Genomic DNA, 23192 nt, shown 5'->3' on the forward strand with positions numbered 1-23192 from the left:
CACACTTCCATACTAAATAGCCAGCTGAAAATTTACAATTGAGAAATAAAAAAGCAAGATACAATAATTTTGCACCTTGCTGATTAGGTTATTGAGTTGTCAAGCGAATAGGTAAGAATTTCAAAGTTTGTTCATTTTCCAATATACATTTTTCTAAATTGAAAGATGACGATAACTCTATTTGTTTAAAAGCATTAATAAAAGTTCTTAATGCAATCTCAGCTTCTAGTCGTGCAAGTGGTGCCCCTAAGCAAAAGTGAGGACCTTTACCAAAGGTTAAATGCTTTTCATTTCCAATTCGGTGTAAATTAAATTTAGAAGCTTGTGAAAACTTTTCCTCATCTAAATTTGCTGCACTTACCCATGCAACAATCATTTGATCCTTTTTCATAAAAGGTCCAAATATATTTGTATCCTCTGTAATTCTTCTAGCCAAAGTAACAGGAAAGCGATAGCGTAAAACTTCCTCAATCGCTTTTGAAATTAATGTAGGTTCTTTTCTTAACTCTTCATATGTTCCAGGTGAATCCACTAAAAAACAATAAAAGCTATTAATAATTAAATTTGTAGTTGTTTCATTACCTGCCGCTAATAAGCCTAAAGAAAAAGTAACTATTTCTTCATCGGTTAATCTTTCGCCTTCATATTCAGCTCGTATTAAATCTGAAATAATATCGTCGGTTAAATGGTATCTCTTTTCTTGAACGATTGGTAGAAGATATGCTTTAAATTCATTTAGTGCTATCCCCTTTTCCGCATCCAGATCATTAAATTTTTCTTTACTATACGGCATAAATAATATATCAGACCATTCTTTAATTTTTTTACGGTCAGTTGTTGGCACTCCTAATAAATCAGATATGACGGTAACAGGTAAAGGTGCAGCAAACTCTTCAACGATATTAACCTCACTATATTTCCCGATATGTTGTACAAGTTCATTTGCGATAGACTGTATACGAGGTTTCCATTGTTCTAAACTTCTTGGAGTAAATGCTTTAGAAACGATAGAACGTACATTGCGATGTTCTGGTGGATCAGTAGAGTTTATATTTATTCTAGTTTCTAAAGGTGGGATTGCGAATTGTCTTCGTTCCCTTCTACTTGAAAATAAGCGATAATCCGATAAAACTCGATTTACATCATCGTATAAAAAAACATTCCATACATCCTGCTCCTCATCATAATGAACCGGATGATTGTCCCTCATAAATTGATACCACACATACGGATTCCACAATTCTTCCTTTGTTTTCAGCTTTGAAATTTCATGAACTAAAATCACATTTTCAGGCGAAGCCATAGTTCTTTCCTCCCTTTTCTTTTACAATAAAAGTGATAGGTCGGTAGTTCAAAGTTGTATAATCTAACATATGTTATTTTAACATATGCTAAAGCGGATTTTTCATTTGAGAACTTGAGAAATATATAAGGGGGATTTTTATGTATGTTGACATTTTATTACTAGCAGAATTAACGACTGGACCAAAACATGGATATGAAATAAAGAAAAATGTTCAAAATCGGTTAGGTGAGAATTTCGAATTAAATCATAATACACTGTATCCCGCTCTTCGGCGCTTCGAAAATATGGGGGCTATAATTAAACAAATACATAAACAAGTCGGAAAGCCGAATCGAAATATGTACGACATAACTGAAACAGGAGAAGAAATTTTTTATGAAATGTTAAGAGAGTTTCCTGAAAAGATTGCGACAAATAACGCTGAATTCCTTGTGCGTATCGCACTATTTGAAAAACTTGATTACAAAGCTAGAAAAGAAATTTTAACAATACGCCAAGACGCACTACATAAACAGCTTACTGCTATTCAATCTTTACATGTTAGCTCATCTTTTATTACAGAAGTCATTGAATTTAGTAAATCGCGTATTGAACATGAATTGCTCTGGATTACATCACTTATGAAGAAAATATGAAAAAATAAAATAAAAGTTAAAAACAATGAATGAAAATGAGATTTATTATCAATACTATAATTAATAAAAGGGCAACCACGATTTGGCTACCCTTCAAAATTTTATATTTCTGGATCGAAAGTTTTGCAATCCGTTTCTTCAGTAGTTGATGCATGTTTCCCTTTATTACTTACTACATAAATTGCATCTGCACTACATTTATTGCCGTTAGCCCAGAATTTACAGTTGTTTACTTCACATAAAACGTCTTGTGCCATAGTATCACACCTCCTTGTTCTATTATCATTAACAAAATTCGGAGGTATGATACTCTTTAGGCTGCATTTTTTATTCCCTTTTTAGCTTTCTTAATGATTCAATATCTCCTTGTACAATCGCATCTATATTTTCAGTTATTTTTTCAATGTCAAAATGCCACCATTGAATTTGCAACAATTCTTCTATTATTGTATTTATAAATCGGTCCTTTATTTTATTTGCAGGGTTACCACCGACAATTGTATATGGTGCGACGTTTCTAGTCACAACAGATTTAGCTGCAATGATTGCACCATCCCCTATTTTTATTCCGGGCATAATCGTTGTATCCATACCTATCCAAACGTCATTTCCTATAACTGTATCACCTTTGTAGGGTAAATCAGACAAATTAGGTGTATACTTCTCCCACCCATTTCCAAATATATTAAATGGATATGCCGAAAATCCATCCATCCGATGATTCGCTCCGTTCATAATAAAGGTAACTCCATTTGCAATACTGCAAAACTTTCCAATGATAAGGCGATCTCCAAGAAATTCATAATGATGTAATACACGATCTTCAAATGTTTCTCCATCTTTCGCATCATAATATGAATAGTCTCCAACGAGTATATTAGCTTTTGTTATTGTATTTTTTATAAATTGGACATTTTCATTTCCTTCAATAGGGTACTTAACATTTGGATTAGGATTCATGTTGCACAGCACTTCCTTTACCGTTCATTTCACTTTCTACAGCTATTACTGGCTTTAAATTGTATATAGGTAAAATAAATAATAATCCAATTATAAATAGTAATGCTGTGCCTTCATACATCGTACTTAATGAGAACATTTCTTTTAATGAACCAGCAATACTCATTGTTACTACCATTGAACCGGTGAATAGTGGACTTAAAATGCCATTTACACGACCAATAAAATCAGTATCACTATTTTGAATAATGAGCGTATTAATACCTATTTGGATACATGGAAGAGCTAACCCACTAAAAAGTTGTGCTGTGAGTGTTACCCATAAATTTGTGGAATAACCTATAATACCAATGCCAATTGCCTGACCGAGCATCCCTACAATTAACATCTTTTGTGGAGCTACGTTTTTCGCAAATATCATCGCTAAAGCTCCACCAACAATCATACCCGCGCCATTTACTGTTAGTAACCATTGTAAGCTCTCTTTTGATAGCCCTAACTGTTCAGTTACAATAAATATACCTAGCGGCTGAATTAAACCGATACCTAGTCCTGCTGCCATAAAACAAAGTCCTAACAAAGTTAATGCTTTTTTCTTTTTCACATATTTAATACCATCCAGCATCTCCTGTAATAGTGTGATTTCTTTCATCTCATTATCATTCTCAAGATCTTTCGGAAGAAATAACAGCACAGCAGCTGCCAGTAAAAACGCAATACCTGTTATGATGATTGAAATATAAATTCCAAAACTATGAAAAATAAATGTTCCAAGAATCGGTCCTAGCACCATAAAAATCGCAAATATTGTTTGATATATAGACATCGCTAATTGGATTTGTTCCGTTGATAAATGCTGTTTAAACAATTTCATACCAGATGGTTGAGAAAACTGCGAAAGGATTGCAGAAATAAGTGTGACAAAAAACACAATTTTCCACGTACCAAACATAAGTGTAATTAATACAGCAAATACGGAAATAGAACTTAACGTTTCACACCATATCATTGTCTTCTTCGGCTTCCACCTATCAGCAAACGTTCCACCAATAAAAGAAAAGATGAAAATTGGGGCAAACTCAGCTACTGAAATCATTGAAATAGCAAAAGCATCACCTTTCGTCATTTCCATTACATACAGTAATACGGCAAAGTTTCGAACCCATATTCCAATTTGTAAAAATAATGCTGAAGCTAAAATTCCCTGTACAAATCTATTTTTCAATACTTGTGATACCCCATTATTTTGTTTCGTTACTACATTTGTCGACATAAAAAGGCCTCCTATTTCGTGTTCTGAACAGGAGGCAGCACAAATCATATAAAAAGACTATATATTCGCAGAGCGAAATACATCCCTTTTCTATAAATGTACAGACTAACCCTATTCAGAAGAATATTTCGTTTTTTAACGAAGATCTCTTACAAATAGAATTAGTTGATCATTGGGATATGTTCACCCTTCCGTTTCGAATTTAAATAACACATACATACTCTATGTAAATCATTTTCTATGTATGCATGTCTAAAAATAAATATTCTAGAATGTTAATGGTAATTCCTCTAAAGAACGCATTAAATAATTACCTTGCCATTTAATATCTTCACGATTCCCTTTTATTTGTAGTTCAGGCATTCGTTTAAACAACGTAGTAATAGCAATCTTTGCTTCCAACCTAGCAAGTGGAGCGCCTAAGCAGAAATGGCTACCATGTCCAAAGGCAATATGACGATTATTCTCCCGAGTAATATCGAATACTTCTGGGTTTTCAAATACTGTTTCATCACGGTTTGCCGAAGCTAATGCAATGACAACCATATCCCCTTTTTGGATTGTTTGTTCGTGAATTTGAAAAGGTTCAGCTGCCCATCTTGCAGTTGTAACCTCAACTGGAGAATAATAACGCAATCCTTCTTCAATTGCAGAATCAATTAATTTTGGATTATCTTTTAATAACTGTAATTGATTTTGATTTTCAAGAAGTGCTAATACCGTATTCGTAATTAAATTCACTGTTGTCTCATGTCCTGCTACGATTAATAGCATTATCATTGAATATAGCTCTGGAGCACTAAGTTTATGTCCTTCATTTTCTGCCAGTATTAGCGCACTAACCAAATCTTCTTTTGGATCTTTTCGTTTTACATCAACTATATATTGAAGATATGTAATAAACTCAGATAGTTGTTTTTCGGTTTCTTTTATTTCTTCAGGTGTTTCTGGCGATGCAATGACAGCATGAGACCAAACTCTAAATTTCGCTTGATCCTCTTTTGGAATGCCAAGCATTTCACTTATTACAATAATAGGTAAAGGGAACGAATAATCATCTACAAGATTTAAAGTACCTTTTCGCTCTATCTCACTTATTAAATCATCCGCTATTCTCTGAATTCTTCCGTCTAATTGTGTAATCATCTTTGGTGTAAAAGCTTTTTGAACTAAAGATCGTAACCGATTGTGATTAGGTGGATCTGAATTTAACATGTGCGTTGTTAAATGATCACTATTGTCAACGGAAAGATACATGTTCGTTGTATCTTGAGGAAACACATTTGCCGCATCTTTTTTTAAGCGATTATCTTTTAGAAGTGGCAATGCATCTTCATATCTTGTAATGAGCCATTCTTTACCGATTTCAACTTCATTTACAAATAATATCGGTTGCATTTTTCTTGATTCTTTATAAATTTCATATGCATCTTCTTTAAACTGCGCTGAAGCTAAATTAATGCCATCTTCTATTCTTCGGCCAACTTTATTTTTCATTGACATTGTATTCCCTCACTCTCATTTGTTTTTGAAAACCAACCAACATATGCATTATACTCTAATAAAAACATGAAAATTATAAATTTTCACTCCAAATCTTACTTTGTATATTGAAAAATAAAAAGTGAGAGAGTAAAATACTTCTACCCTCTCACTCTTATTTACGCAAAACACATGAAATTACTAATTTGTTGATAGCGATAACTTACTTTACGGCGGCGACCACCTTGCCAAGTGTAACCTGAAACCCCATTTCTCCTCACTTCAGTCGGAAAGAACCATAAGTCTCTCCCGAAAGGTCCTGGACGATGTAAACGTAAAAATCCCCATCTTCCTAGACAGTTACACATCCATGATTTCATATTTCCTGGTTGTGCTGGCGAAGCAAATGTGGATGGTAACGATGGAGCTTGAGATGGTGGTGGTGACGTTGGAGCATCCTCCGCATCATCTGGCCTATAATCTTCTTGTTCCATATCTCTCACTTCATTTACAGGTTCATACCCGTAGTTTTGTGGATTATAATACATCCCTTGATCATATGGATAATTTTGCTGGTTATACATATTAATAAATCACCTACTTTTCATTCAGTACCTTTAACATTCATATGTGAAAAGCGCTCTATAGGAAGCTTATGTATAGCCCAAATTCATATAAAAGTGTTACAAAATAAAAATAGAAGAGATCTATAATAAATCTCTCCTATTTGAATTAAGCAAAGCACATATAATTACTAATTTGTTTATATTGGTAATTTACTTTAAAACGATGGCCATCTTGCCAAGTATATCCTGATACATCACACCGCCGAACTTCTGTTGGAAAAAACCATAAATCTCTCCCAAAAGTACCAGGTATATTTAACCTTAAAAATCCCCATCTTCCTAAACAATTGCACATCCGTGATCTCATTTGGCCTGTCGGTATAGGATTAGCAAATGTAGAAGGTAAATCGGGAGGGTTAGATGGAGGTAGTAACTTTGGTGCATCATCTGATTGACATGAACAAAACTGATTGTTCAATGAACTATTCCTCCTAATTATTAGTAAACTCTATATAGTATATGAACTTTCTTTTTATATGAAACTTCCATTTAGGAAAAACTCTCTATTATCCAAACAAAAATCCCCTTCTAATTCTTTATTAGAAGAGGATTTTTGTTTAATTGCTATTTCAACTTCACACTATAAAAGCGCATTTCTTCTAATGAACCTTCAAATTCAAATACTTCTTTTTTTATTAGTTCTTTTAAGCGATATTCTAAAAACGTATCGCCAACTAACTGCTCTACAAGACCTAGCGCTTCACCAATTACTCTAGGAGCTTTTAAGAACTCTCGATCAGCACCCATACTTTTCGCGCATTCAATAATAAATTGATCAAAATAATCTTCTTGTACCGAATACACTTCATTTTCATTCCAAACTCTTAAAAACTCCGTACTATTCGATAATTTATCCCATTCATATTCATACTCCATTCGCTTTTCTTCCGTTACATACGGAAATGCTGCAAAACTTTTTTGCAATATAGCTAAACTGTCAGGCGATAATTCTCCTGTTCCACGAATAGCATACTCTTTTTTTAATATTTCTTTACTTGCTTCAGACGTATTAATAACGCGAATATTTTTCTTATCTTTTAATTGTGCCATTACAAAACATAGACCTACATGTTCATGTGCGTTATTGGCTTTCCAAATTGTAATAGGCGTTTCAATAGGAATAGTGTGTAGTTCTTCCATAGTTTCTAAAAACCTTCGTAAATACTCTTCTTCAAAATAATTATCATAAGCAGTTAAATTGTTTACTAACCATTCCTGTCTTGCAAGTTGTCCCTCATTCATATGTAACTTGTTTATCGGTCCAATTGAAAAGAATTCAGAAAAAGCGACGACCATCTCTTCCAATTGTTCTTCTTGACTAAGCATATATTTTAAACATCCAGCTGTTGAATCATCAAAAGAAATATGAACGTGTGAGCTTTCTTTTACATTTCTTTTATAAGATGTATTATTCGTTAGTTGTTTTGGAATATCCATTAAATTTTTAATTGTATCTTCACTATAGTTTTCTTCTAATAAATTTAACTGAATTAGAATACTTTGAAGTAAATGTTTTGCTTCATCTTCGTACATATCTTCTACAACATTTTTGATTTTATCTATCATACAAATCCCTCTATTCATTTCATAAATAACATATATTATAGTGTATCATTTTAGTATCATTCTTTTAAAGTTTTTTTAAGTAAAAGCATTTATTATTCAGATTGCTACAGCTATCCACATTTTCAACAAAATCTCTCCTACAAGTCTTAATTACTAAATATTCCTTTGTAAATCATTTTATTTAAATGTATAATTATATAGAAAATAAAAAATACAGGAGCTATATGTATGGAGAAAGCGATTACTACTTATAAACATTATTTAAAAAATTGGAGATTTATATTTATTTGTATATTACCTACTATCGCCTTATTATATGTTTTCGATGTCATCTTTGAACTACTATTTCATCAAGATTTCTATTTATCTAACTTAATTTTTGCTATTATATTATTTTTAATATTTATTAACATCAAAGATATGTTTAAAATTGAAAGTTAAAGAACGGGATAAAAAAGAGCACCCTACAATTGGATGCTCTCATGTGATAGAGGTTTTTTCTGAGTATTAAGTAGGAAACGAAGGTCTTGTCCTACAATATAATATATGCTTGTACTTATTTTATTGTGCATCTATTACACATCAAATGTATACGTATTGCTAAAAATCCTGTTCATATATTCATTGTACAATTATCATATTTATAAATAAAAAAACATCCATATGGATGTTTTTTATGTACCGATTTTTAAGCTTCCATAAACTTAGCCGGCACACCAATTTTTTCAACTACAGAAGATATATTAGTAGGATTAATCATTACATTTTCAATACTAACTAATTTATTTTCTAATAGTCCATTCTCTGTAGTAATAAGTTCTTCAAACCGATCTAAAGTCATCGAGAATTTGTGTTCACTTCCGCCATTCATACATACTTTTACATACTTCATAGTGTCACCGCCTTTCATAATAATCTATATTTCGATAAGAAGACGCTTACATCCTTTTTATTTCCTACTAGATTTCTCACTTTTACTCCTTGCTAATTCACGTTTATTTATTTTAGAAAAAGCAGTTACTATTTTATGTTCACGTTATAATTGCTAGTAAGAACGATAAAGATAAAAATGCACAAAGTGGTATATATAAAACAGTATCCATTTTAGCAAAATACGTATCTTTTTTTCGCTTAAAGATTCCAAAATAATGAAACTCACCAATTACTCTTATAAAAAAAACAATCATACAAATCCAGGAGCCCAATTGAACGATAATATTAGGAACTTCGAAATGAACAACATTTGTTTGTTGTAATAAAATTATTGCCGCCATACTTAATAATAAAGCAATGAACAATGTCATTCCTACACCTGGTATAAACGCCTTTTCTCCAGATTTTGTTGGAATGACACTATTTGTCGCCCACTTACCTCCGAAAGCCCAGTAAACATGTAAAAAACTAACTAAAAATAATATACAGACCGAAATATATGTAATAATAAGCATTTTGTCCTCCCATTATTTTATTTAAGTCCTCAACTTTAGAGTATGCTACAATTTCCACATTAGCAATCTATGTTTAATTACATAAAAAAACCCTTTAATGATACATCATTAAAGGGTTTTTTTATACATTATACTTATTCCTACGACGTTCCATCCTCGTTTGTCCTTGAGCAGTACCTTCTTTATATTGTTGTATTTGCTCTGTCATTTCATATGTTGCAGCTGAAGCTGGTTCTTCGTAATTATGCTCACGTATGTTTTCTGGCGTTTTTCGTTTTGATCCTTTCCCACCAAATTTAAATAATTTCATCTTAATTTTCGGTAATTTTGGAAGTGGAATCTTAAATGATAATTTTTTGCGTTTCTTTTTTTGTTGAAAAAGATTTATATTTTCTTTATTATCATTTTTCTCTCTGCGGTGAATTAACATCGCAAGTAATCCACCTACTATTAGTCCTCCAACTAACAATAGAAGATATAAGTAATGACTTGTCATTACACTCGTCATACGTTCAAGTATAACTAACGACTGTATTTCTTTAATATCCCAAAGTAAAGCGGCCCATAATGACAATAAACCTAAAGTTAGTCCATATGTACGAAAACGGAATAAACATGGAATTAAAGCGATACAAGCAGCAATTTTTGCATTCGCTATTATTGAGCTTGTTGAAATATCCTGATTCCAAATGACTAACAGTAGTGTTATAAATGGCGCGTACGCTATCCAACTACATATACGTGAATATATTTTTTTCGCAAAATAGCTACCGAAACTAGTAAAAAATAATAGGCCTCCAATATATAAAGATTGTTCAAGTGGGATTTGCTTCATAATTCCTGCAACTGGAAAGAGGCCGCTTAATAGCATTAATAACACATCTAATTTCTTCACAATTCCTCATTCCTTTCAAATTTCTTTTGAATCAATTCATATTGCTTTTCCATAGGATGTAGATTTTGTATTTCTAAAAAATATCTTAATCCTGTATGTGAATAAAGTAAATACATAAAAGAAAAGATACATGACAAAGGATATCCTTATTTACATGAAAAAATGACAAATCCTGATCAATATAACGAGCAGGATTTGTCTACTATTATTTAAAGCAGAATAATTGAATCTTTCTTTTCTCCCTTTATTATATCTACATCCAATTCATCATCAAACTCTTTAAACTCTCTTGCATCTATATCAGTCATATAGCCCTTTATTACTTTCGCCATATGCATGGAATACGGCATGTGTACATCCTTTTCCAAAAGCATACTTGAATTACAGCACATGTAATGTATCATTTTGGCGATATAATTCCTTTCTACAGATTTTACACCTAAAGGTAAAATTTCAAGTATGTATCGCTGCAATGTTCCACTATCATTAAAAGAATATTCACCAGTGCTATAATACATCCCTTTTTGATCTGTATATAAACTTGTGCCATCCGGAACATCATTACGTTCTATCACACCGTATTTTGGTGTATCAAAAGATGTATTTATTCTTATAACGTTTAAATTAGGAACCTTTAGCACATCAGGAACAATCTCCGGTAAAATATCTATATCAATATTTTTATTTTGTAACTCTTTTATCCAATGTTTTCTTAAATTCGCATCTATAATGAAATATACTTGTTCATTTTTCTCTTTTGCACGTTGTAAAATTCCCTTTAATGTTTCAAAAACAAATTGTTTAAATTGAATTCCCATATCATTTCTTTTTGAAGGCTGCGGTAAAAAGGTATTATGTTTATTTACATTTAATAATAAGCAATCAATCGTTTGCCACTCTGTATTCCCATATAATTTATATGAAATTTCTTTTCCTTTTATTTGTGAGATAATAGGTAAGAAATCAAATTTCGAGATTCGTTCAATTGATAAATTAACATATGCACAAGGTAAATTTATTTTATGCCAACTACGTTTCAAAAATCCTTTTTGTTCTAATAAACTAAGAATACAATTTATTATTGTTTTATGGGTTACACTTTGGCCTATAAATAAATTAATAAATGCTGAAATACGGTTTGTTCGTGCAAACCCTTCTCTAACGATTTGCTTTGGATCAATTTTTTCACGCCCATCACAATTTTCCATTGCGATTAACGCCAATGTCGCATCATTGCGCTCACCTGCAGTAGCATAAACCGCTTTCATAACATCCTCTATCAAATTTGTTTTGTATTTCTGACAATATTGCATTTTGTATGGATTTTGCAATACTTTTTCAATACTATATCTTACTATTTTTAACAATACTGGAGAATCTGCATTTAATACATATAATGACTCACCAATTTGAGCTAACACCATTTCACTTTCAAGTAACGCTTGTTCTACTTCCAACGATATTTTTTCAGACCATATTTCTAACGTTATAGCCTCTAATCCTTTTGGTGCAATTAAAGGGAATAATTCATTTTCATTATTTGTTGCTACCTTTTTACATTCTGGTAGTAATGTGAAATAAGAGAATTTTTGCTGGAACCCTTTAAATAGATACTCTCTTTCTTTTACTTTTATACCAGGTTTTATTTTAGTACCTTGAACTTTATATATTCTCTCATTGTATGGAAGCAACACCCTAATATTTGTTCCTAGCATATAATCTTTCGGATATTGAAGAATATGCTCTAATTCAACCTCTCCACCTATACGAAAATCATCTTTTAAATTTCTAAATATCTTAATCCATTTTATACCGGTTGTAGCCTGTTGAACTTTTAGTTTTACAAACCGTAATTTTTTTTTATTCGATGCAAATTCTGGAGTAGAAACCAATATCATGCCCCGTTTTCGTCTTAATAGCAAAGGAATATCTGGATGGTTATATTCTTGATAAAACCTCCGAATTCCTATTGAAACATTTAATAACGGAATATTTTCGCCCCCGCGCGTGATACATTCGAAACGATATACATAGGCGAAATAATCTTGAGTTTTTTCATCTTTAATAGGCTCTGACATTGCCTCACAAATATTTTGTGATCTAAGAGGAGAAAAATATATATCTTCTTCATTGATATTCTCTATTCGTACAGGTTGCTCACAAAAAATATGAGAAATTAAAGCAGGCACCCACTTAGAATATATTTCATTATCATGTAGTACTGTTAAGTTAGAAATTAAATCGTAATGCCATTCATATTTTGGCAATTCTATTAATTTATTAGGTTTCCAATCATGAATCACCTCATACCAACTTCGGAAAATATAATCAAGTTGTTCTTTTCTAATAGGTTCTTTGGATACAATCCATGGTGTATTTTCATTTAATACATATGGATTATGCTGAATAAACAATATATCAGAAAACATATCATATAATCTTTCATTCAATCGTTTCAACTTACTCGTTAATAAAAATGTCTTATAATGTATCTCTACAATATCGAGCCATTCAATAGGAAAATATATAAATGATACGCTTTCGCTTAAAAGAGGTTCTACTATATTTTCAAATGTTAACAACTTTAATTTTTCCATAAAATGATTACTTCCTTTCTTCATTTTTCTTGATCACAAAAAACTAAAGTATTATCACATAATCTATTTATTTAAAAGAACAACAAATACTACTTATTCGATTAACGTATTAATGAAATGACTCTTATAAAAGTTAAAAGAAATTATCATACATAGCCCCCTTATAAATCATAAATGTATTACATTAGAATTATACAATATATATTAAGTATTGTATTTATGATTTACAATAATTTTACAAAAGAGTATAAAAAGAGGTATTGACCATACATAAGTATAGCAATACCTCTTTCCTTTAACCTATTATATCTTTTACTTCTGTATCCACTGGTCATTTTTCTAAGGCATAAACCATCTCCCAAAATGAATATTCATATTGACTACTAATAATAAAATGCTGTTTCATTCGCTTGCGGTCAGACTCTGTCACTTTTTCAGCGATAATATCTAACCATGTAATTTGCTCTTCAACTAATGTACGGAATCAATCAAATCCGTAAATAGAAAGCCAATCATTTTAAATTGGCTCTTCTGGCTGACACTTTTTTAAACATTTATCAAATTAGTAAGTATACATTAGAAAATCCATCCATAGAATGGCTTTATTTTTCACTTCACAGCTAGAGCTACTGAAAATTATAAAGCTCATCTTGAGAGACAGGAAAAATTATTAACTAGTAATGGCTATCGTAAAGCTAGACGAAACGCTGGAATCCCAAACTCTACTTCATACCACAAACCTATACAAATCTTTGATGGAACTAGTGAACATAGGTGGGCTCTAATATTAAGAATGAAAAAGTATATATAATTGTGTATAGAGAAGATAAAATGGGAAGGGGTTCCCATTTCCATACTGCAGATGATGAAAAAGGAAGACCAATGGAAAAAAGGAAAACATTAAGAAACTAAAGGTGTGAAAAATTTTGAGTAATATGAATAAAAGCCGAATCGAAATTCTAAAAATGAAAGCAAAAAGAAACGCTAGTAGAAAAGAACTGATAGACGAACTTACTAATATTGTTACGATTTCTATGGACTCATTTATGGATGCAGAATCTAATGATTTATTTTGTAAAGAATTATTTAATACGCTAGAACAAAATTCAAACATAAAAAATTTTGGTAGCACTGATTATGAAGAAAACAGAAGACTATCAATAGCGCTGTTAAAAGAAACAGCTAAAACTATTCAATTTCCAGTTAATCAAGGAAGACTCTTTTTCTCTAAGGGTGGTAAATTTGAAGCAGTTAAGCTAAACATTGCTGAAGTATTTGATAATTTAGAAGAATTATCAACCATATCAAGATTTCTAACTGGGTATGCTGATTTTATATTAGTTGGTGATGATTTAGAATACGGCGTATGTATCGAAAGAACGGAATATCATTATGAATTCAGTATGTGGGGAATAACAAAAATCTAAATTATAAAACAATCCACCTTCAGACGATGTAAATCCAATCCTATTGGATGAAAACAATTGGCTTGTATCTAAAAATCATCATTTAGAAGGAATTGGTATACCTACTGCTACTTTAATTCAAATGAAATAGAATAGCGTTGAAGATAGATAAAAAGGTTCTCAGTTAAGAGAACCTTTTTCACTTCATATATACATAGCTTTCTCCAGTAGAAGGTGCAATGTGTGACCTTCTACTGGAGAAAAAGGATTTAATAGCGGTAAACTAGCTCGAAATATCTCTGTTGAATTAACTGGCGAGTATGATATTAAAAGAGTTTGGGATGGAGTTGACCCTTCTACTGAAGAAAAACTGTCAACCTGGGATAGAATTTTTGCAGGCGGAATAGTCGTAGCTAGTATTACACCAGTCTGGAAACTCGCTAAAGTGGGTAAAGGGGTAAAAATGACCACTGAGGCTGTTGAGGCTACTAAAGCTGTAACCAGTGCAAAACCAAATTTTGTATTATTTAATAAAATACATCGTGATTCAATGCCTAAGGACCGAGGGCCAAATAGCGGTGATTTACAATCTCATCATGGCTTACAGCATCAATAAGCAAAAGAAAATTTAGGTAAGTATGGATATGATCCAAAGCTCGCACCAACAGTAACTATTGAAACCGGAAAAGGATTACCTCACACCATTATTTCTAATACACAGAATCTAAGGCTTGATGAGCGTTTAAGTTCAGGCAATGGAAAATGGGGCTCTACTTTACAAGATGAATTAAAAAATCTAATATCTGACTTTGAACGCGCAGGATTCTCTAAAGAAAACATTTCAAAAACCTTAGAACAGCAATATAAAATGCTTGATAAATTAAAGGTAAAGTATGAAAGGATTGATTATTAATGAATATTCTAGAAAAATTAAATGATTCCTTCAAATTAGAAGCTCAGGAATCACCAGCGAGTAAAGAGGCCATTCAAGAATTACAAAAGTTCTCATCAATAGATGTACCAGTAGATTATTTAGAAGTAATCCAAAATTGTACAAATGCAGAGATTAATGTACAAAATGAACTTTACATACGTATTTTGGGTCCTACTGATTGCATAGAGATGAATGAAGCACATGATATTCAAAAATATATACCAAATTCACTGGCAATTGGTGATGACGAAGGCGGAAAAGCATTATTATATGTAGAAGGAAAAGAAGGATTCGGATTATATACAGTGGATTTTGGAGATTTAGATATTGAAGAAACAATTAAAATAGCTCCTTCATTAAAAGCATTGTTAATAGATGGTATCGGAGTTGAGGAATTGTTGTCATAGTTAAAAGATAACAGCCGACTCATTTATATCGAGTCGGCTGTTATTTTTGATTAAGCTATCCTTTTGTTTTATTTCAAATACTCATACCATCAATCTCTACGATCAAGATAATCCTTCATCGCATTTAATTGAGCATCTGAAGTTGGATCAGCAATGGAAACAAAGCGACAAAATGCATAGTTACCAAAAGGAATGTTGTGTTGCTTCATCGCTTGTACATTTCCTTTATACAATGGATCTACGTAATTTGAGCCCTCCTGTACACGAGCAATTACAAAATCTAAATACTGTTTTGCGACTGGCCAATTAATATCTCCGTTCCATTTTGAAATGTCTACGATTTGTCCCATTATTGATCCACTCCTTTTTTCTCCGTTTGTTTTTGTTTCCCATCTAAAATTTCAACCGTATTAGTTAAAGCTGATGGTAAAGGGATTCCGATACGACCTGCATTTTCTAAAAGTGAAAGTAATTCATTCCCAATGAAGAAGAAAATCGTCGCTTCACGAATTGCACTGTTTGTTCCCATAAATGCATCAGCTTGTGTGGCTGCTGCGACCAAAAGAAAAAGCACCACCTTTTTGGCGATGCCTTTAAAACCAACTTTACTTTTTAGCTCTCCATTAATTCCTGCTGCGAATACACCGGTAATATAGTCAATTGCTGCCAAAATAACAAGAACTTTCAACGTTGTATCCCGTCCTCCCAAAAAGTATCCGCAGAAGCCACCGAATAAAACTATAAATGCTTTCAGTAATACATCCATACGATCCATCTTTTCACTCCTTATTTATAATAAAAAAGAGAGACGCTTGTCCCTCTCTTAATAAGTACTTTTATTTTTATATTTTAAATCATCCCTTTTAATATTAAACCCAAAACTGACATAGTGATTGCGCTAATAATAATTCGCAAAATCCAAGTTGTATTCATGCTAATCTTTTCTAATTGCTTATTAATTGTTGCTATGTCTTTCTCATTAATTGTTGTGCGGGTTTCTAAATTACGAATATCTCGCATGATTTCTTTTTGTTCTGCTTTTAAATTATCAATTTTCACATAAACATCTTCCAATACATTCACATCCTTTTATCATCTTAATAAAGCAATCTTTACATGATATGAGACAACCTTATTCATGGTGAATTTATCGCAGGAAATCCCATACAAAATCCGTATTTTGTGCAAAATAAAAACAGCTTACGGCTGCTCTGATTTCTCATTTGTTAATTTTCGAACTAACTCTTCTAACGTTGCTTTCTTGTTGTTTATAAATGTAATCTCTTATAAATAAATTATGAATCGCCTTTAAATAAGGCGGTTTTTTATTTTTTAAAATCAATAACAATCACATAAAAACGTTACTATTAATCGGAAACAATAAATTTCTTAACTTGATGGTAATGGATCATTATGTTCCTTTGACGAATTACGCTTCTTTTTATGCCGTTTCTTCACTTACTCATATCTTCTATTTTATGTAACTAAGCTAAATACTTTATCACGGTCTGGACTACGCTGTCTCGCCATCTACATTTCACCTGTCACCTCACGTTCAAGTTTTTATATTTTCATGAGTTCACTACTTATGCTGATTGCTAAATAAATTTTATTTAAAAATATTTCTCGTTTATTTGTTACGAACTTCCTTTTGGTTTGTATATAGCAATGTAAGATAAAAAAGAGCTAAGGGAGTCGGGACATGAACCTTAAAATCAAAACACCAAACGGATTTAAATCAGATTTTTACATTTCACCAGAATTTATTAGCACTATCGGATTATCCATCTTATATCTCCACCTAGCAGGAATCATTTGATTCTTACTTTTCTTTTTCGTTCGTTTGTTTTGTTAAACGCTAAATCCAATTGAGACTGCGCCTTTCAAATTATTAAGTATTAAAAATCTTAATAAAAAAGAGTGCTATAAAGATATGCACTCTTTTAAAAGGCTTTACCAATCTCGACGATCATCACGATCACGGTCATGATTACGTCTGCGACGACACTCATCACAATCGCAGTCACGTCTACAATGACAGTCGTTAAAATCGTTTCTTCTGCGTCTACGACCGCATCCGCAAAATACTAAATCATCCCAAAATCTATTGCAATCTCGAGAATGTCCAAAATTATTGTTGCATCCCATAGATATGATTCCCTCCTCTAAAAATAGAATTCATCATATTCTATGAATAAAAGTTGAAAACAGCTTGTTTACTAGCCTATGTTTTTTGTTTTACACTAATAATATTCCAATTTGCAAGTCTGCCTCGCCCCTTATCTTTCCTTAACAACAAACAAGACACCAACCAGATCATGGCAGCGTCTACGATAATTGATATAGGTCTTATCATTCGGCATCATTCCTATTTCTTAAATAAAACAGAATCAACGATTGTTAAAACTACCCAAGCTATTCCGAGAAACACTGCAATTATTGGCGTCAACCAGAAGTAGTGATACCATTTTGTGTAACTACTCATCTTCCACCATTCATGGAGTGGATTAAGCCCTATCATTTATAACAACCCTCCCCCATTTTGTTCAATAAAAAGAGAGCACCTGCGCCAGTAGATGCTCTTAATGTGATAAAGAGTTTCTTATGAGTATTGAAATAAGGTAGATACAAGCGAGTGAGCCTGTCCTACACTCTTCAATATATGTAAAGGGGCAAACGAAAAAGAGCAATCCCCTATATATAATTAAAGCACCTGTATATCAAACGTTTATATCACCAATCAACCCAGCAAATATACCAGGCTCAATAAGAAACACAAAAGCCACGACACTCACACATCGTGGCTGACTATATAAATTCAATTGATCTTTTCGTCCTTCTTGCGGATTCTTACCGCCCTTGCCCGTTCTCCGGTAACGTTTTGATAAAGGGGCTACGCTATCCCCACACTATTCTTCTTTCAAAGAACTGTATAGATATAGAGTAATATTGATTCTGTTTTGAGAAATCCCCGGAAACGTTCCCTTTTTATCGAAAAAAAGCCCTGCATTTATGCAGGTCAAATATAAATTAGTGACTTTACTTAGATAAGATTACTGATGGATTTCATATCACTTATTCTGTTGGAGACGGAAATCTTGCAGCTTCAAAATGCGTACTATTTTCTACAGTAGAGATAACTCCAGCTACGCTACTTTGTGCAAAAACCTCGACTACATCCCCAGCATTCAATTGAATTATTGATGAAACGGCAACAACATTAGCAAAGTTTATTGGACCAAAAAAATCATTATCTATTGCAATTGCTGGATTTCCATTAACTCGAATTTCTACCCGCGCTCTATAGTTTACGTTTAGATTATTGGGAATGAACGCAATTGTTCCAATAACAGAATAAACACCTCTTGTCTTTGGTATAAAAATGGATGTTGCAGGGTTATATTCATTTGCTAAATCAAATTGTTCATTTTGGAATAAGACTTTTACAAAAGTATTTGCTGGCACAATCTGATTAACTGTGCTCACAGCTCTAAAAGCAGATGCTCTTACAAGATTGTATTGGTTATCATCAGAACAACAATTCACTTTTACATTAACCCAAGGCTTTTCATCATGTTTTTTATCACATTTGTCATAACTCTTACTACTTTTATGACAATCATGATATTTCTTTTTGTTATCCTTACAATGATCATAGTAGGAATAAGACATACTAGTTTCCCCCTTTTAAATTTATTACTACATACTATGTAAGATAGATTTAAAAGGTTTGGACGAGCTATTATTATTTTTAATAGAATTAAAAAACCCTACCAATTGGCAGGGCAGGGAAATAATATAACATGTAAAGCGGAACAACCTCATCTTAACCAATCTATACAACATTACAAAATATTAGAATCCCATTTCCGATACCTCAAAACTAAGTTTATATAATCCCCACAGCTGTAGCTATCAACTGAATATCACTTTTTTCCTTCTGATAAAACGGATCACGCTTTATCATTAATTCGTTGTACACAAACGAATCTTTAACCTTTCGATTCCCTAAGTACTTCATTTCAATTATCCTACGTTCCTCTTCATCAAGAGATGTTACAACGTCCGTTCAATTTGTTTAACACGTATCTCATGATTCTTTTCGTCACCTTTCATTTTAGGAAAAAGAACGATGCCCCCCCGCTCGAGCCTGTTCTTCTTGATTTTTCATCCGGACGCACAATGCTTTGTAGTTTTTCAGCTCCTTCACCACAAGTCTATGCATCTCCTTTTCATCGATGTCTTTAAAAAATGACAATTGATTCATACGATACGGTTCCCCTCCGTTCGATCTACTTACTTGAATGGTTCTCCTTTTTTGGCCAGACTATATTTATATATCTAGATTGTCACCTTTAGAACGAGCAGTTAGCTTTTGCTAGCTGCACTTTGTTTGTAAAAAAAGAACTCAATTGGACTGTACGCACATATAATATTCTGCGTTCCTTTCTTTATAAAATAGTCGTTACAAAATGAATCTCGTCACGAGAGCACTTTATTAAGTGCTCTTTTTTGATTTTTGAATACTTATCAATTGAAATTTTTGTTTAATTTATAAAATAAAACTGCTTGTCCATTTCAACCCATTCACCATCATATATTATCTAACCACTATGATCGTATAATTCTTCTTGCATTTTCCATTCACTTCGATACATTCTTTAATTCCTCTTAACAATCCTTACACTTCTAGATAATTGCATTCCAACTTCATGATTTGCTTTTTGCTACCTTTACCTCCTATGACGAGCAATCATAAGAGGTAAAGGAATGAATGAAGAAAATATTGTTTTACATGGAACTGCTATTAAATCAAGTTTAATCGATTCAACACTTCTATCTATTTTTCGTCATTCACTTTACCAACAGAAGCAACAGGAGAAACAGGTTCAACTGTATTGATTCAGGAATCGAATCTTCATATATATATTAAAAGATTTTTGGAGTGAACCCATGTTCCTTATATATTATGGAATGGGTTTATATTTGTGACATAAGGGCTTATTTTTTTATTTATTTTAATTTTCAAGGGCCTTTTTCTTATACTTGTGTGTTAACCAATTCATAAGTTGTAGTGTGTAAGTGGGTGAATGAGTGATAAGGATGGTGTAAAAATGAGTGAATTTAAAAAGAAATTTCATATTCCATGTGATTGTTTTCTCCCCCCTGTACCCCCACCTCAAGTTGGACCGACTGGGCCGACTGGGCCGACTGGACCAACCGGGCCGACTGGACCAACCGGGCCGACTGGACCAACCGGGGCTACAGGACCAACCGGGGCTACAGGACCAGCTGCTACGGCATGTTGCCCATGTACGAATGTTCTTGATAACCCTGGATTTGATGAACCTGCAACACCAGGTACTCCAGTTCCAGGATGGATTGTAACGGGAAATGTTTCAGAAGTAGGATTTCCAAATGCGCACAGCGGTCGTTTTCTTCCAAATGGAACCTTGAGTGCTTTAGCTGTTTCTATTGGACCTGGAGGAATTATGACCCAATCTGTTGATGTGGGCGAAGGTTGTTGCTTTACCCTTTCTTTTGCTGGGGATATAAGAGACGGAGCACTCCTTGTTGCTTCTGTATCGTTTCCAGAACTTGGTCAAGGATGTCCTCCTAACCCTACAACACTTGGACCATTAAACATTCCGCACATTGTACCTGTTGCACCTCAACAACAAGCTGCCTTCCAACATTATACCCTTGTTGTGTGTATACCTGCTGATGTAACTACAGCATGTATTAGTTTCCAAAACTTAGCTACGGGGGGAGAAGGCGCAACAGCTTTTGTTGATAATGTTGTATTCCAACCTACTGGTGGACCTTGCACTTCATGTTCACAAAATTTTTAATACATTAATATATCTGAATCTTTTCGTTTTTCTAGCGAATCCAATAACTATTTAAGAGGGCCCCCTGGCTCTCTTTTCACATTAGAAATCACTAAAATCCCGTTCCTCAACCATGAGCCTGCTCACTATATATATTCATTAATAAACATGGGTTACTCTTCATTTCATTCAAATATCTATTTTATATTAAATCCGCACACCCCTTAGAAGCATACATACGATATCATGTGGTATTCTTTTTCAATATTAGGTTTTATCCGAGTGCGCCTTGGATGGCGCTCTTTAATTTTCAAATAACATTTTCAAGTAATTACGAGAGCGAATTTTATAATTTTGTACAAGCACTACTTCGCTTTATTAAATAGACTATATAAACATCAAAAAGAAGGGAGCTATAAATTCATATGGCTGATTATTTTTATAAAGGTGGTAAAAAGTATTATAAAAAACAATCGTATTCTCACCATCAAAAAGATAACTGTTTTATCAAAACCCATACAATAACTGGTTCGAATACAGCTTTAAATTTCAACGTACCAGCTAACACTACAAGAACTGCTTTTGAAGATTTCACCAATAACCACAATAAAACATTAATTCAAATATCTGTTGCCAGTGATGTTAGCTCGATTGAAGTAACTATTCGAACAAGAAGGTCCCCCACACCAATTATCGCCACCCTTGTCCCAGATGAAACAAGAGTATTTCAAGTAGAAGATTTCCAAAGTCTTACCCTCACTAATAATACTGAAATCCTTGATTTTATTGATATTTTGGTCCAAAAAACTTTTTGCATCTGTTGCAATGATAAGAATGATTCGTACGATGAATATTACCATGAGTGCAAGTAATAGATTAAATCACCAGAAGAACTCTTTAAATAGAGGGTTCTTTTCTTTTCACTCCCCTGATCTCCCCTTATTTTATTAAAATAACTATTTTGTTCATTTTTTTGATACTTCACTTAACTCTTTTCGAAGAGCATCTTTTTCATCAAGAATGACATTTAATCGCTTATACAGCACCCCTAAAATCTTTATTTTAATACAATAACTTTACATTAAAACTAAAAAAGAATACCTTAAGTCGGTGCCCTTCTTGCAAATATCAACCTTTATGTAATTGAACATACAGATAAAACTAATCCCCCAAATGTAATTGCACCTAGTAATCCTAATACAAATCCAGTTATGCAAATACAATCAGCAAGACAAATGGAAGACTGTGATAATGGAACAAATGACCTACTTGTACTCGATCCATATTGTTTTATTTTCTCATAATTTATATCTAACATTATTTGTAGACATGCTATACCTTCCTCAATAGAATGAAGAGATTCTTTTTCTAATCGATCCAATAATTTACTATTAAAAGTAATTGGAAGAGGATACCGTTTATCTAATTTCATATTCTGATAAATTAATTGTAAACGAGATAATATATTATTTTTCTTTTTTTCACATGTTACTGTGTGTTTCATGTTATTACATTCATTTAATAACAGTGTTAATTCATCTCTGTTTCCGTATAAATCCCTTGCTATTTTTCTCTTTAGTTTGTAGGCATGGATCGTAGATTTAAGTTCAATCATTTTAATACACTTCCTAATAAAATTTTGCTTACCCTAATATTTTAAAAATAAACAGTACTTTTAAATCTCATTTAAAATACACTCAAGTATCTTTTTTTACTATCGATTAACATTACATTAACCTTACATAGTTGTAATAATTTCTTTTGCTACCCACTAACTAGAAGCAACAGACTTATTATTTTATGGTAAAAAATACAAAAAAAGCAAT

General features: G+C 32.5%; 26 protein-coding genes and 3 pseudogenes. 8 read left to right on the top strand and 21 right to left on the bottom strand.

Annotated features, from left to right (window positions below):
* Positions 1 to 88: 88 nt before the first annotated feature.
* Positions 89 to 1303, bottom strand: a complete 1215-nt coding sequence (locus AABL52_RS14200; RefSeq protein ID WP_098259286.1) for a cytochrome P450 — start codon at positions 1301 to 1303, stop codon at positions 89 to 91.
* Between the two features lie 140 nt (positions 1304 to 1443).
* On the opposite strand from AABL52_RS14200, the gene AABL52_RS14205 reads away from it, so the two are divergent.
* Positions 1444 to 1941 carry a PadR family transcriptional regulator gene (locus tag AABL52_RS14205; RefSeq protein WP_341517735.1) on the top strand — a complete coding sequence of 166 codons (498 nt, stop codon included), beginning with the start codon at positions 1444 to 1446 and terminating at the stop codon, positions 1939 to 1941.
* 101 nt (positions 1942 to 2042) lie between these two features.
* Here the strand turns inward: AABL52_RS14205 and AABL52_RS14210 are convergent, their stop codons facing one another.
* The 7 genes from AABL52_RS14210 to AABL52_RS14240 form a co-directional block, all read right to left on the bottom strand.
* Positions 2043 to 2198, bottom strand: coding sequence for a DUF1540 domain-containing protein (locus tag AABL52_RS14210; protein ID WP_000046092.1), 156 nt, complete (start codon positions 2196 to 2198; stop codon positions 2043 to 2045).
* Positions 2199 to 2268: 70 nt separating this feature from the next.
* Positions 2269 to 2901 (bottom strand): Vat family streptogramin A O-acetyltransferase, encoded by a 633-nt coding sequence (locus AABL52_RS14215; protein ID WP_341517736.1) that lies wholly within the window; start codon positions 2899 to 2901, stop codon positions 2269 to 2271.
* Positions 2891 to 4174 (bottom strand): MFS transporter, encoded by a 1284-nt coding sequence (locus AABL52_RS14220; protein ID WP_341517737.1) that lies wholly within the window; start codon positions 4172 to 4174, stop codon positions 2891 to 2893. The genes AABL52_RS14215 and AABL52_RS14220 overlap by 11 nt, the downstream gene beginning before the upstream one ends.
* A 267-nt stretch (positions 4175 to 4441) precedes the next feature.
* On the bottom strand, positions 4442 to 5677 hold the full coding sequence (locus AABL52_RS14225) for a cytochrome P450 family protein (protein ID WP_341517738.1): 1236 nt from the start codon (positions 5675 to 5677) through the stop codon (positions 4442 to 4444).
* Positions 5678 to 5835: 158 nt separating this feature from the next.
* Positions 5836 to 6240 carry a hypothetical protein gene (locus AABL52_RS14230; RefSeq protein ID WP_000282697.1) on the bottom strand — a complete coding sequence of 135 codons (405 nt, stop codon included), beginning with the start codon at positions 6238 to 6240 and terminating at the stop codon, positions 5836 to 5838.
* Between the two features lie 148 nt (positions 6241 to 6388).
* Positions 6389 to 6700: a hypothetical protein gene (locus AABL52_RS14235; RefSeq protein ID WP_098873246.1), complete on the bottom strand. Its 312-nt coding sequence runs from the start codon at positions 6698 to 6700 to the stop codon at positions 6389 to 6391.
* 146 nt (positions 6701 to 6846) lie between these two features.
* A complete protein-coding gene (locus AABL52_RS14240; RefSeq protein ID WP_340420062.1) occupies positions 6847 to 7848 on the bottom strand; it encodes a DUF1835 domain-containing protein in 1002 nt (333 codons plus the stop codon).
* Positions 7849 to 8076: 228 nt separating this feature from the next.
* Between AABL52_RS14240 and AABL52_RS14245 the strand changes: the two genes are divergently transcribed.
* Complete coding sequence (locus tag AABL52_RS14245) at positions 8077 to 8289, top strand: hypothetical protein (RefSeq protein WP_048560963.1); 213 nt, start codon at positions 8077 to 8079, stop codon at positions 8287 to 8289.
* 247 nt (positions 8290 to 8536) lie between these two features.
* Here AABL52_RS14245 and AABL52_RS14250 read toward each other — a convergent pair whose 3' ends face one another.
* The 5 genes and pseudogenes from AABL52_RS14250 to AABL52_RS14270 form a co-directional block, all read right to left on the bottom strand.
* Positions 8537 to 8740, bottom strand: coding sequence for a hypothetical protein (locus AABL52_RS14250; protein ID WP_000878362.1), 204 nt, complete (start codon positions 8738 to 8740; stop codon positions 8537 to 8539).
* A gap of 139 nt (positions 8741 to 8879) precedes the next feature.
* Entirely contained in the window at positions 8880 to 9296 is a 417-nt protein-coding gene (locus AABL52_RS14255) for a DUF3995 domain-containing protein (RefSeq protein WP_098190388.1), read from the bottom strand.
* A 121-nt stretch (positions 9297 to 9417) separates the two neighbouring features.
* Entirely contained in the window at positions 9418 to 10191 is a 774-nt protein-coding gene (locus tag AABL52_RS14260) for a DUF3959 family protein (protein ID WP_341517739.1), read from the bottom strand.
* Between the two features lie 209 nt (positions 10192 to 10400).
* Positions 10401 to 12788, bottom strand: coding sequence for an RNaseH domain-containing protein (locus tag AABL52_RS14265; protein WP_341517740.1), 2388 nt, complete (start codon positions 12786 to 12788; stop codon positions 10401 to 10403).
* A gap of 331 nt (positions 12789 to 13119) precedes the next feature.
* Positions 13120 to 13338 (bottom strand): annotated as a pseudogene (locus AABL52_RS14270) (thiaminase II); the annotation flags it as partial.
* Positions 13339 to 13714: 376 nt separating this feature from the next.
* Between AABL52_RS14270 and AABL52_RS14275 the strand changes: the two are divergent.
* The 4 genes and pseudogenes from AABL52_RS14275 (at position 13715) to AABL52_RS14290 (ending at position 15535) form a co-directional block, all read left to right on the top strand.
* Positions 13715 to 14215 (top strand): YxiF family protein, encoded by a 501-nt coding sequence (locus AABL52_RS14275; RefSeq protein WP_199713912.1) that lies wholly within the window; start codon positions 13715 to 13717, stop codon positions 14213 to 14215.
* A gap of 226 nt (positions 14216 to 14441) precedes the next feature.
* Positions 14442 to 14705, top strand: a pseudogene (locus tag AABL52_RS14280) (pre-toxin TG domain-containing protein); the annotation flags it as partial.
* Positions 14706 to 14867: 162 nt separating this feature from the next.
* A complete protein-coding gene (locus AABL52_RS14285) occupies positions 14868 to 15107 on the top strand; it encodes a hypothetical protein (protein ID WP_232289217.1) in 240 nt (79 codons plus the stop codon).
* Positions 15107 to 15535: an SMI1/KNR4 family protein gene (locus AABL52_RS14290; protein WP_341517741.1), complete on the top strand. Its 429-nt coding sequence runs from the start codon at positions 15107 to 15109 to the stop codon at positions 15533 to 15535. Before AABL52_RS14285 ends, AABL52_RS14290 begins: the two co-directional genes overlap by 1 nt.
* A gap of 92 nt (positions 15536 to 15627) precedes the next feature.
* On the opposite strand, the pseudogene AABL52_RS14295 reads toward AABL52_RS14290, so the two are convergent.
* The 7 genes and pseudogenes from AABL52_RS14295 to AABL52_RS14325 form a co-directional block, all read right to left on the bottom strand.
* Positions 15628 to 15885: pseudogene (locus AABL52_RS14295) on the bottom strand (GH25 family lysozyme); the annotation flags it as partial.
* A complete protein-coding gene (locus AABL52_RS14300) occupies positions 15885 to 16310 on the bottom strand; it encodes a phage holin family protein (RefSeq protein WP_341517742.1) in 426 nt (141 codons plus the stop codon). The pseudogene AABL52_RS14295 and the gene AABL52_RS14300, both read right to left, overlap by 1 nt.
* A 74-nt stretch (positions 16311 to 16384) precedes the next feature.
* Entirely contained in the window at positions 16385 to 16609 is a 225-nt protein-coding gene (locus tag AABL52_RS14305; RefSeq protein ID WP_151630523.1) for a hypothetical protein, read from the bottom strand.
* A gap of 879 nt (positions 16610 to 17488) precedes the next feature.
* Positions 17489 to 17683: a hypothetical protein gene (locus AABL52_RS14310; RefSeq protein ID WP_080000129.1), complete on the bottom strand. Its 195-nt coding sequence runs from the start codon at positions 17681 to 17683 to the stop codon at positions 17489 to 17491.
* 220 nt (positions 17684 to 17903) lie between these two features.
* On the bottom strand, positions 17904 to 18056 hold the full coding sequence (locus tag AABL52_RS14315) for a hypothetical protein (protein WP_157639288.1): 153 nt from the start codon (positions 18054 to 18056) through the stop codon (positions 17904 to 17906).
* A 554-nt stretch (positions 18057 to 18610) separates the two neighbouring features.
* Positions 18611 to 19207 (bottom strand): hypothetical protein, encoded by a 597-nt coding sequence (locus AABL52_RS14320; protein ID WP_000122592.1) that lies wholly within the window; start codon positions 19205 to 19207, stop codon positions 18611 to 18613.
* Positions 19208 to 19652: 445 nt separating this feature from the next.
* Entirely contained in the window at positions 19653 to 19802 is a 150-nt protein-coding gene (locus tag AABL52_RS14325) for a hypothetical protein (protein WP_170968880.1), read from the bottom strand.
* Between the two features lie 847 nt (positions 19803 to 20649).
* Here AABL52_RS14325 and AABL52_RS14330 point away from each other — a divergent pair.
* Together AABL52_RS14330 and AABL52_RS14335 are read left to right on the top strand one after the other, a co-directional pair.
* A complete protein-coding gene (locus AABL52_RS14330; protein ID WP_341517743.1) occupies positions 20650 to 21387 on the top strand; it encodes a collagen-like protein in 738 nt (245 codons plus the stop codon).
* 404 nt (positions 21388 to 21791) lie between these two features.
* Positions 21792 to 22238, top strand: a complete 447-nt coding sequence (locus AABL52_RS14335; RefSeq protein ID WP_033656246.1) for a hypothetical protein — start codon at positions 21792 to 21794, stop codon at positions 22236 to 22238.
* Positions 22239 to 22501: 263 nt separating this feature from the next.
* Here the strand turns inward: AABL52_RS14335 and AABL52_RS14340 are convergent, their stop codons facing one another.
* On the bottom strand, positions 22502 to 22981 hold the full coding sequence (locus AABL52_RS14340) for a homoserine dehydrogenase (RefSeq protein ID WP_341517744.1): 480 nt from the start codon (positions 22979 to 22981) through the stop codon (positions 22502 to 22504).
* Between the last annotated feature and the right edge of the window lie 211 nt (positions 22982 to 23192).

The organism is Bacillus paramobilis (genome assembly GCF_038096195.1).
In the GTDB taxonomy this organism is placed as follows: domain Bacteria; phylum Bacillota; class Bacilli; order Bacillales; family Bacillaceae_G; genus Bacillus_A; species Bacillus_A mobilis.

Excerpts from the sequence above, each read along its gene's own strand:
- AABL52_RS14300 (WP_341517742.1), bottom strand. The coding sequence starts at position 16,310 with ATGGATCGTATGGATGTATTACTGAAAGCATTTATAGTTTTATTCGGT.
- AABL52_RS14225 (WP_341517738.1), bottom strand. The coding sequence starts at position 5,677 with ATGTCAATGAAAAATAAAGTTGGCCGAAGAATAGAAGATGGCATTAAT.
- AABL52_RS14290 (WP_341517741.1), top strand. The coding sequence starts at position 15,107 with ATGAATATTCTAGAAAAATTAAATGATTCCTTCAAATTAGAAGCTCAG.
- AABL52_RS14240 (WP_340420062.1), bottom strand. The coding sequence starts at position 7,848 with ATGATAGATAAAATCAAAAATGTTGTAGAAGATATGTACGAAGATGAA.
- AABL52_RS14315 (WP_157639288.1), bottom strand. The coding sequence starts at position 18,056 with ATGATAGGGCTTAATCCACTCCATGAATGGTGGAAGATGAGTAGTTAC.
- AABL52_RS14205 (WP_341517735.1), top strand. The coding sequence starts at position 1,444 with ATGTATGTTGACATTTTATTACTAGCAGAATTAACGACTGGACCAAAA.
- AABL52_RS14210 (WP_000046092.1), bottom strand. The coding sequence starts at position 2,198 with ATGGCACAAGACGTTTTATGTGAAGTAAACAACTGTAAATTCTGGGCT.
- AABL52_RS14250 (WP_000878362.1), bottom strand. The coding sequence starts at position 8,740 with ATGAAGTATGTAAAAGTATGTATGAATGGCGGAAGTGAACACAAATTC.
- AABL52_RS14230 (WP_000282697.1), bottom strand. The coding sequence starts at position 6,240 with ATGTATAACCAGCAAAATTATCCATATGATCAAGGGATGTATTATAAT.
- AABL52_RS14245 (WP_048560963.1), top strand. The coding sequence starts at position 8,077 with ATGGAGAAAGCGATTACTACTTATAAACATTATTTAAAAAATTGGAGA.
- AABL52_RS14220 (WP_341517737.1), bottom strand. The coding sequence starts at position 4,174 with ATGTCGACAAATGTAGTAACGAAACAAAATAATGGGGTATCACAAGTA.
- AABL52_RS14265 (WP_341517740.1), bottom strand. The coding sequence starts at position 12,788 with ATGGAAAAATTAAAGTTGTTAACATTTGAAAATATAGTAGAACCTCTT.
- AABL52_RS14335 (WP_033656246.1), top strand. The coding sequence starts at position 21,792 with ATGGCTGATTATTTTTATAAAGGTGGTAAAAAGTATTATAAAAAACAA.
- AABL52_RS14255 (WP_098190388.1), bottom strand. The coding sequence starts at position 9,296 with ATGCTTATTATTACATATATTTCGGTCTGTATATTATTTTTAGTTAGT.
- AABL52_RS14200 (WP_098259286.1), bottom strand. The coding sequence starts at position 1,303 with ATGGCTTCGCCTGAAAATGTGATTTTAGTTCATGAAATTTCAAAGCTG.
- AABL52_RS14330 (WP_341517743.1), top strand. The coding sequence starts at position 20,650 with ATGAGTGAATTTAAAAAGAAATTTCATATTCCATGTGATTGTTTTCTC.
- AABL52_RS14340 (WP_341517744.1), bottom strand. The coding sequence starts at position 22,981 with ATGATTGAACTTAAATCTACGATCCATGCCTACAAACTAAAGAGAAAA.
- AABL52_RS14320 (WP_000122592.1), bottom strand. The coding sequence starts at position 19,207 with ATGTCTTATTCCTACTATGATCATTGTAAGGATAACAAAAAGAAATAT.
- AABL52_RS14310 (WP_080000129.1), bottom strand. The coding sequence starts at position 17,683 with ATGGGATGCAACAATAATTTTGGACATTCTCGAGATTGCAATAGATTT.
- AABL52_RS14325 (WP_170968880.1), bottom strand. The coding sequence starts at position 19,802 with ATGAATCAATTGTCATTTTTTAAAGACATCGATGAAAAGGAGATGCAT.
- AABL52_RS14215 (WP_341517736.1), bottom strand. The coding sequence starts at position 2,901 with ATGAATCCTAATCCAAATGTTAAGTACCCTATTGAAGGAAATGAAAAT.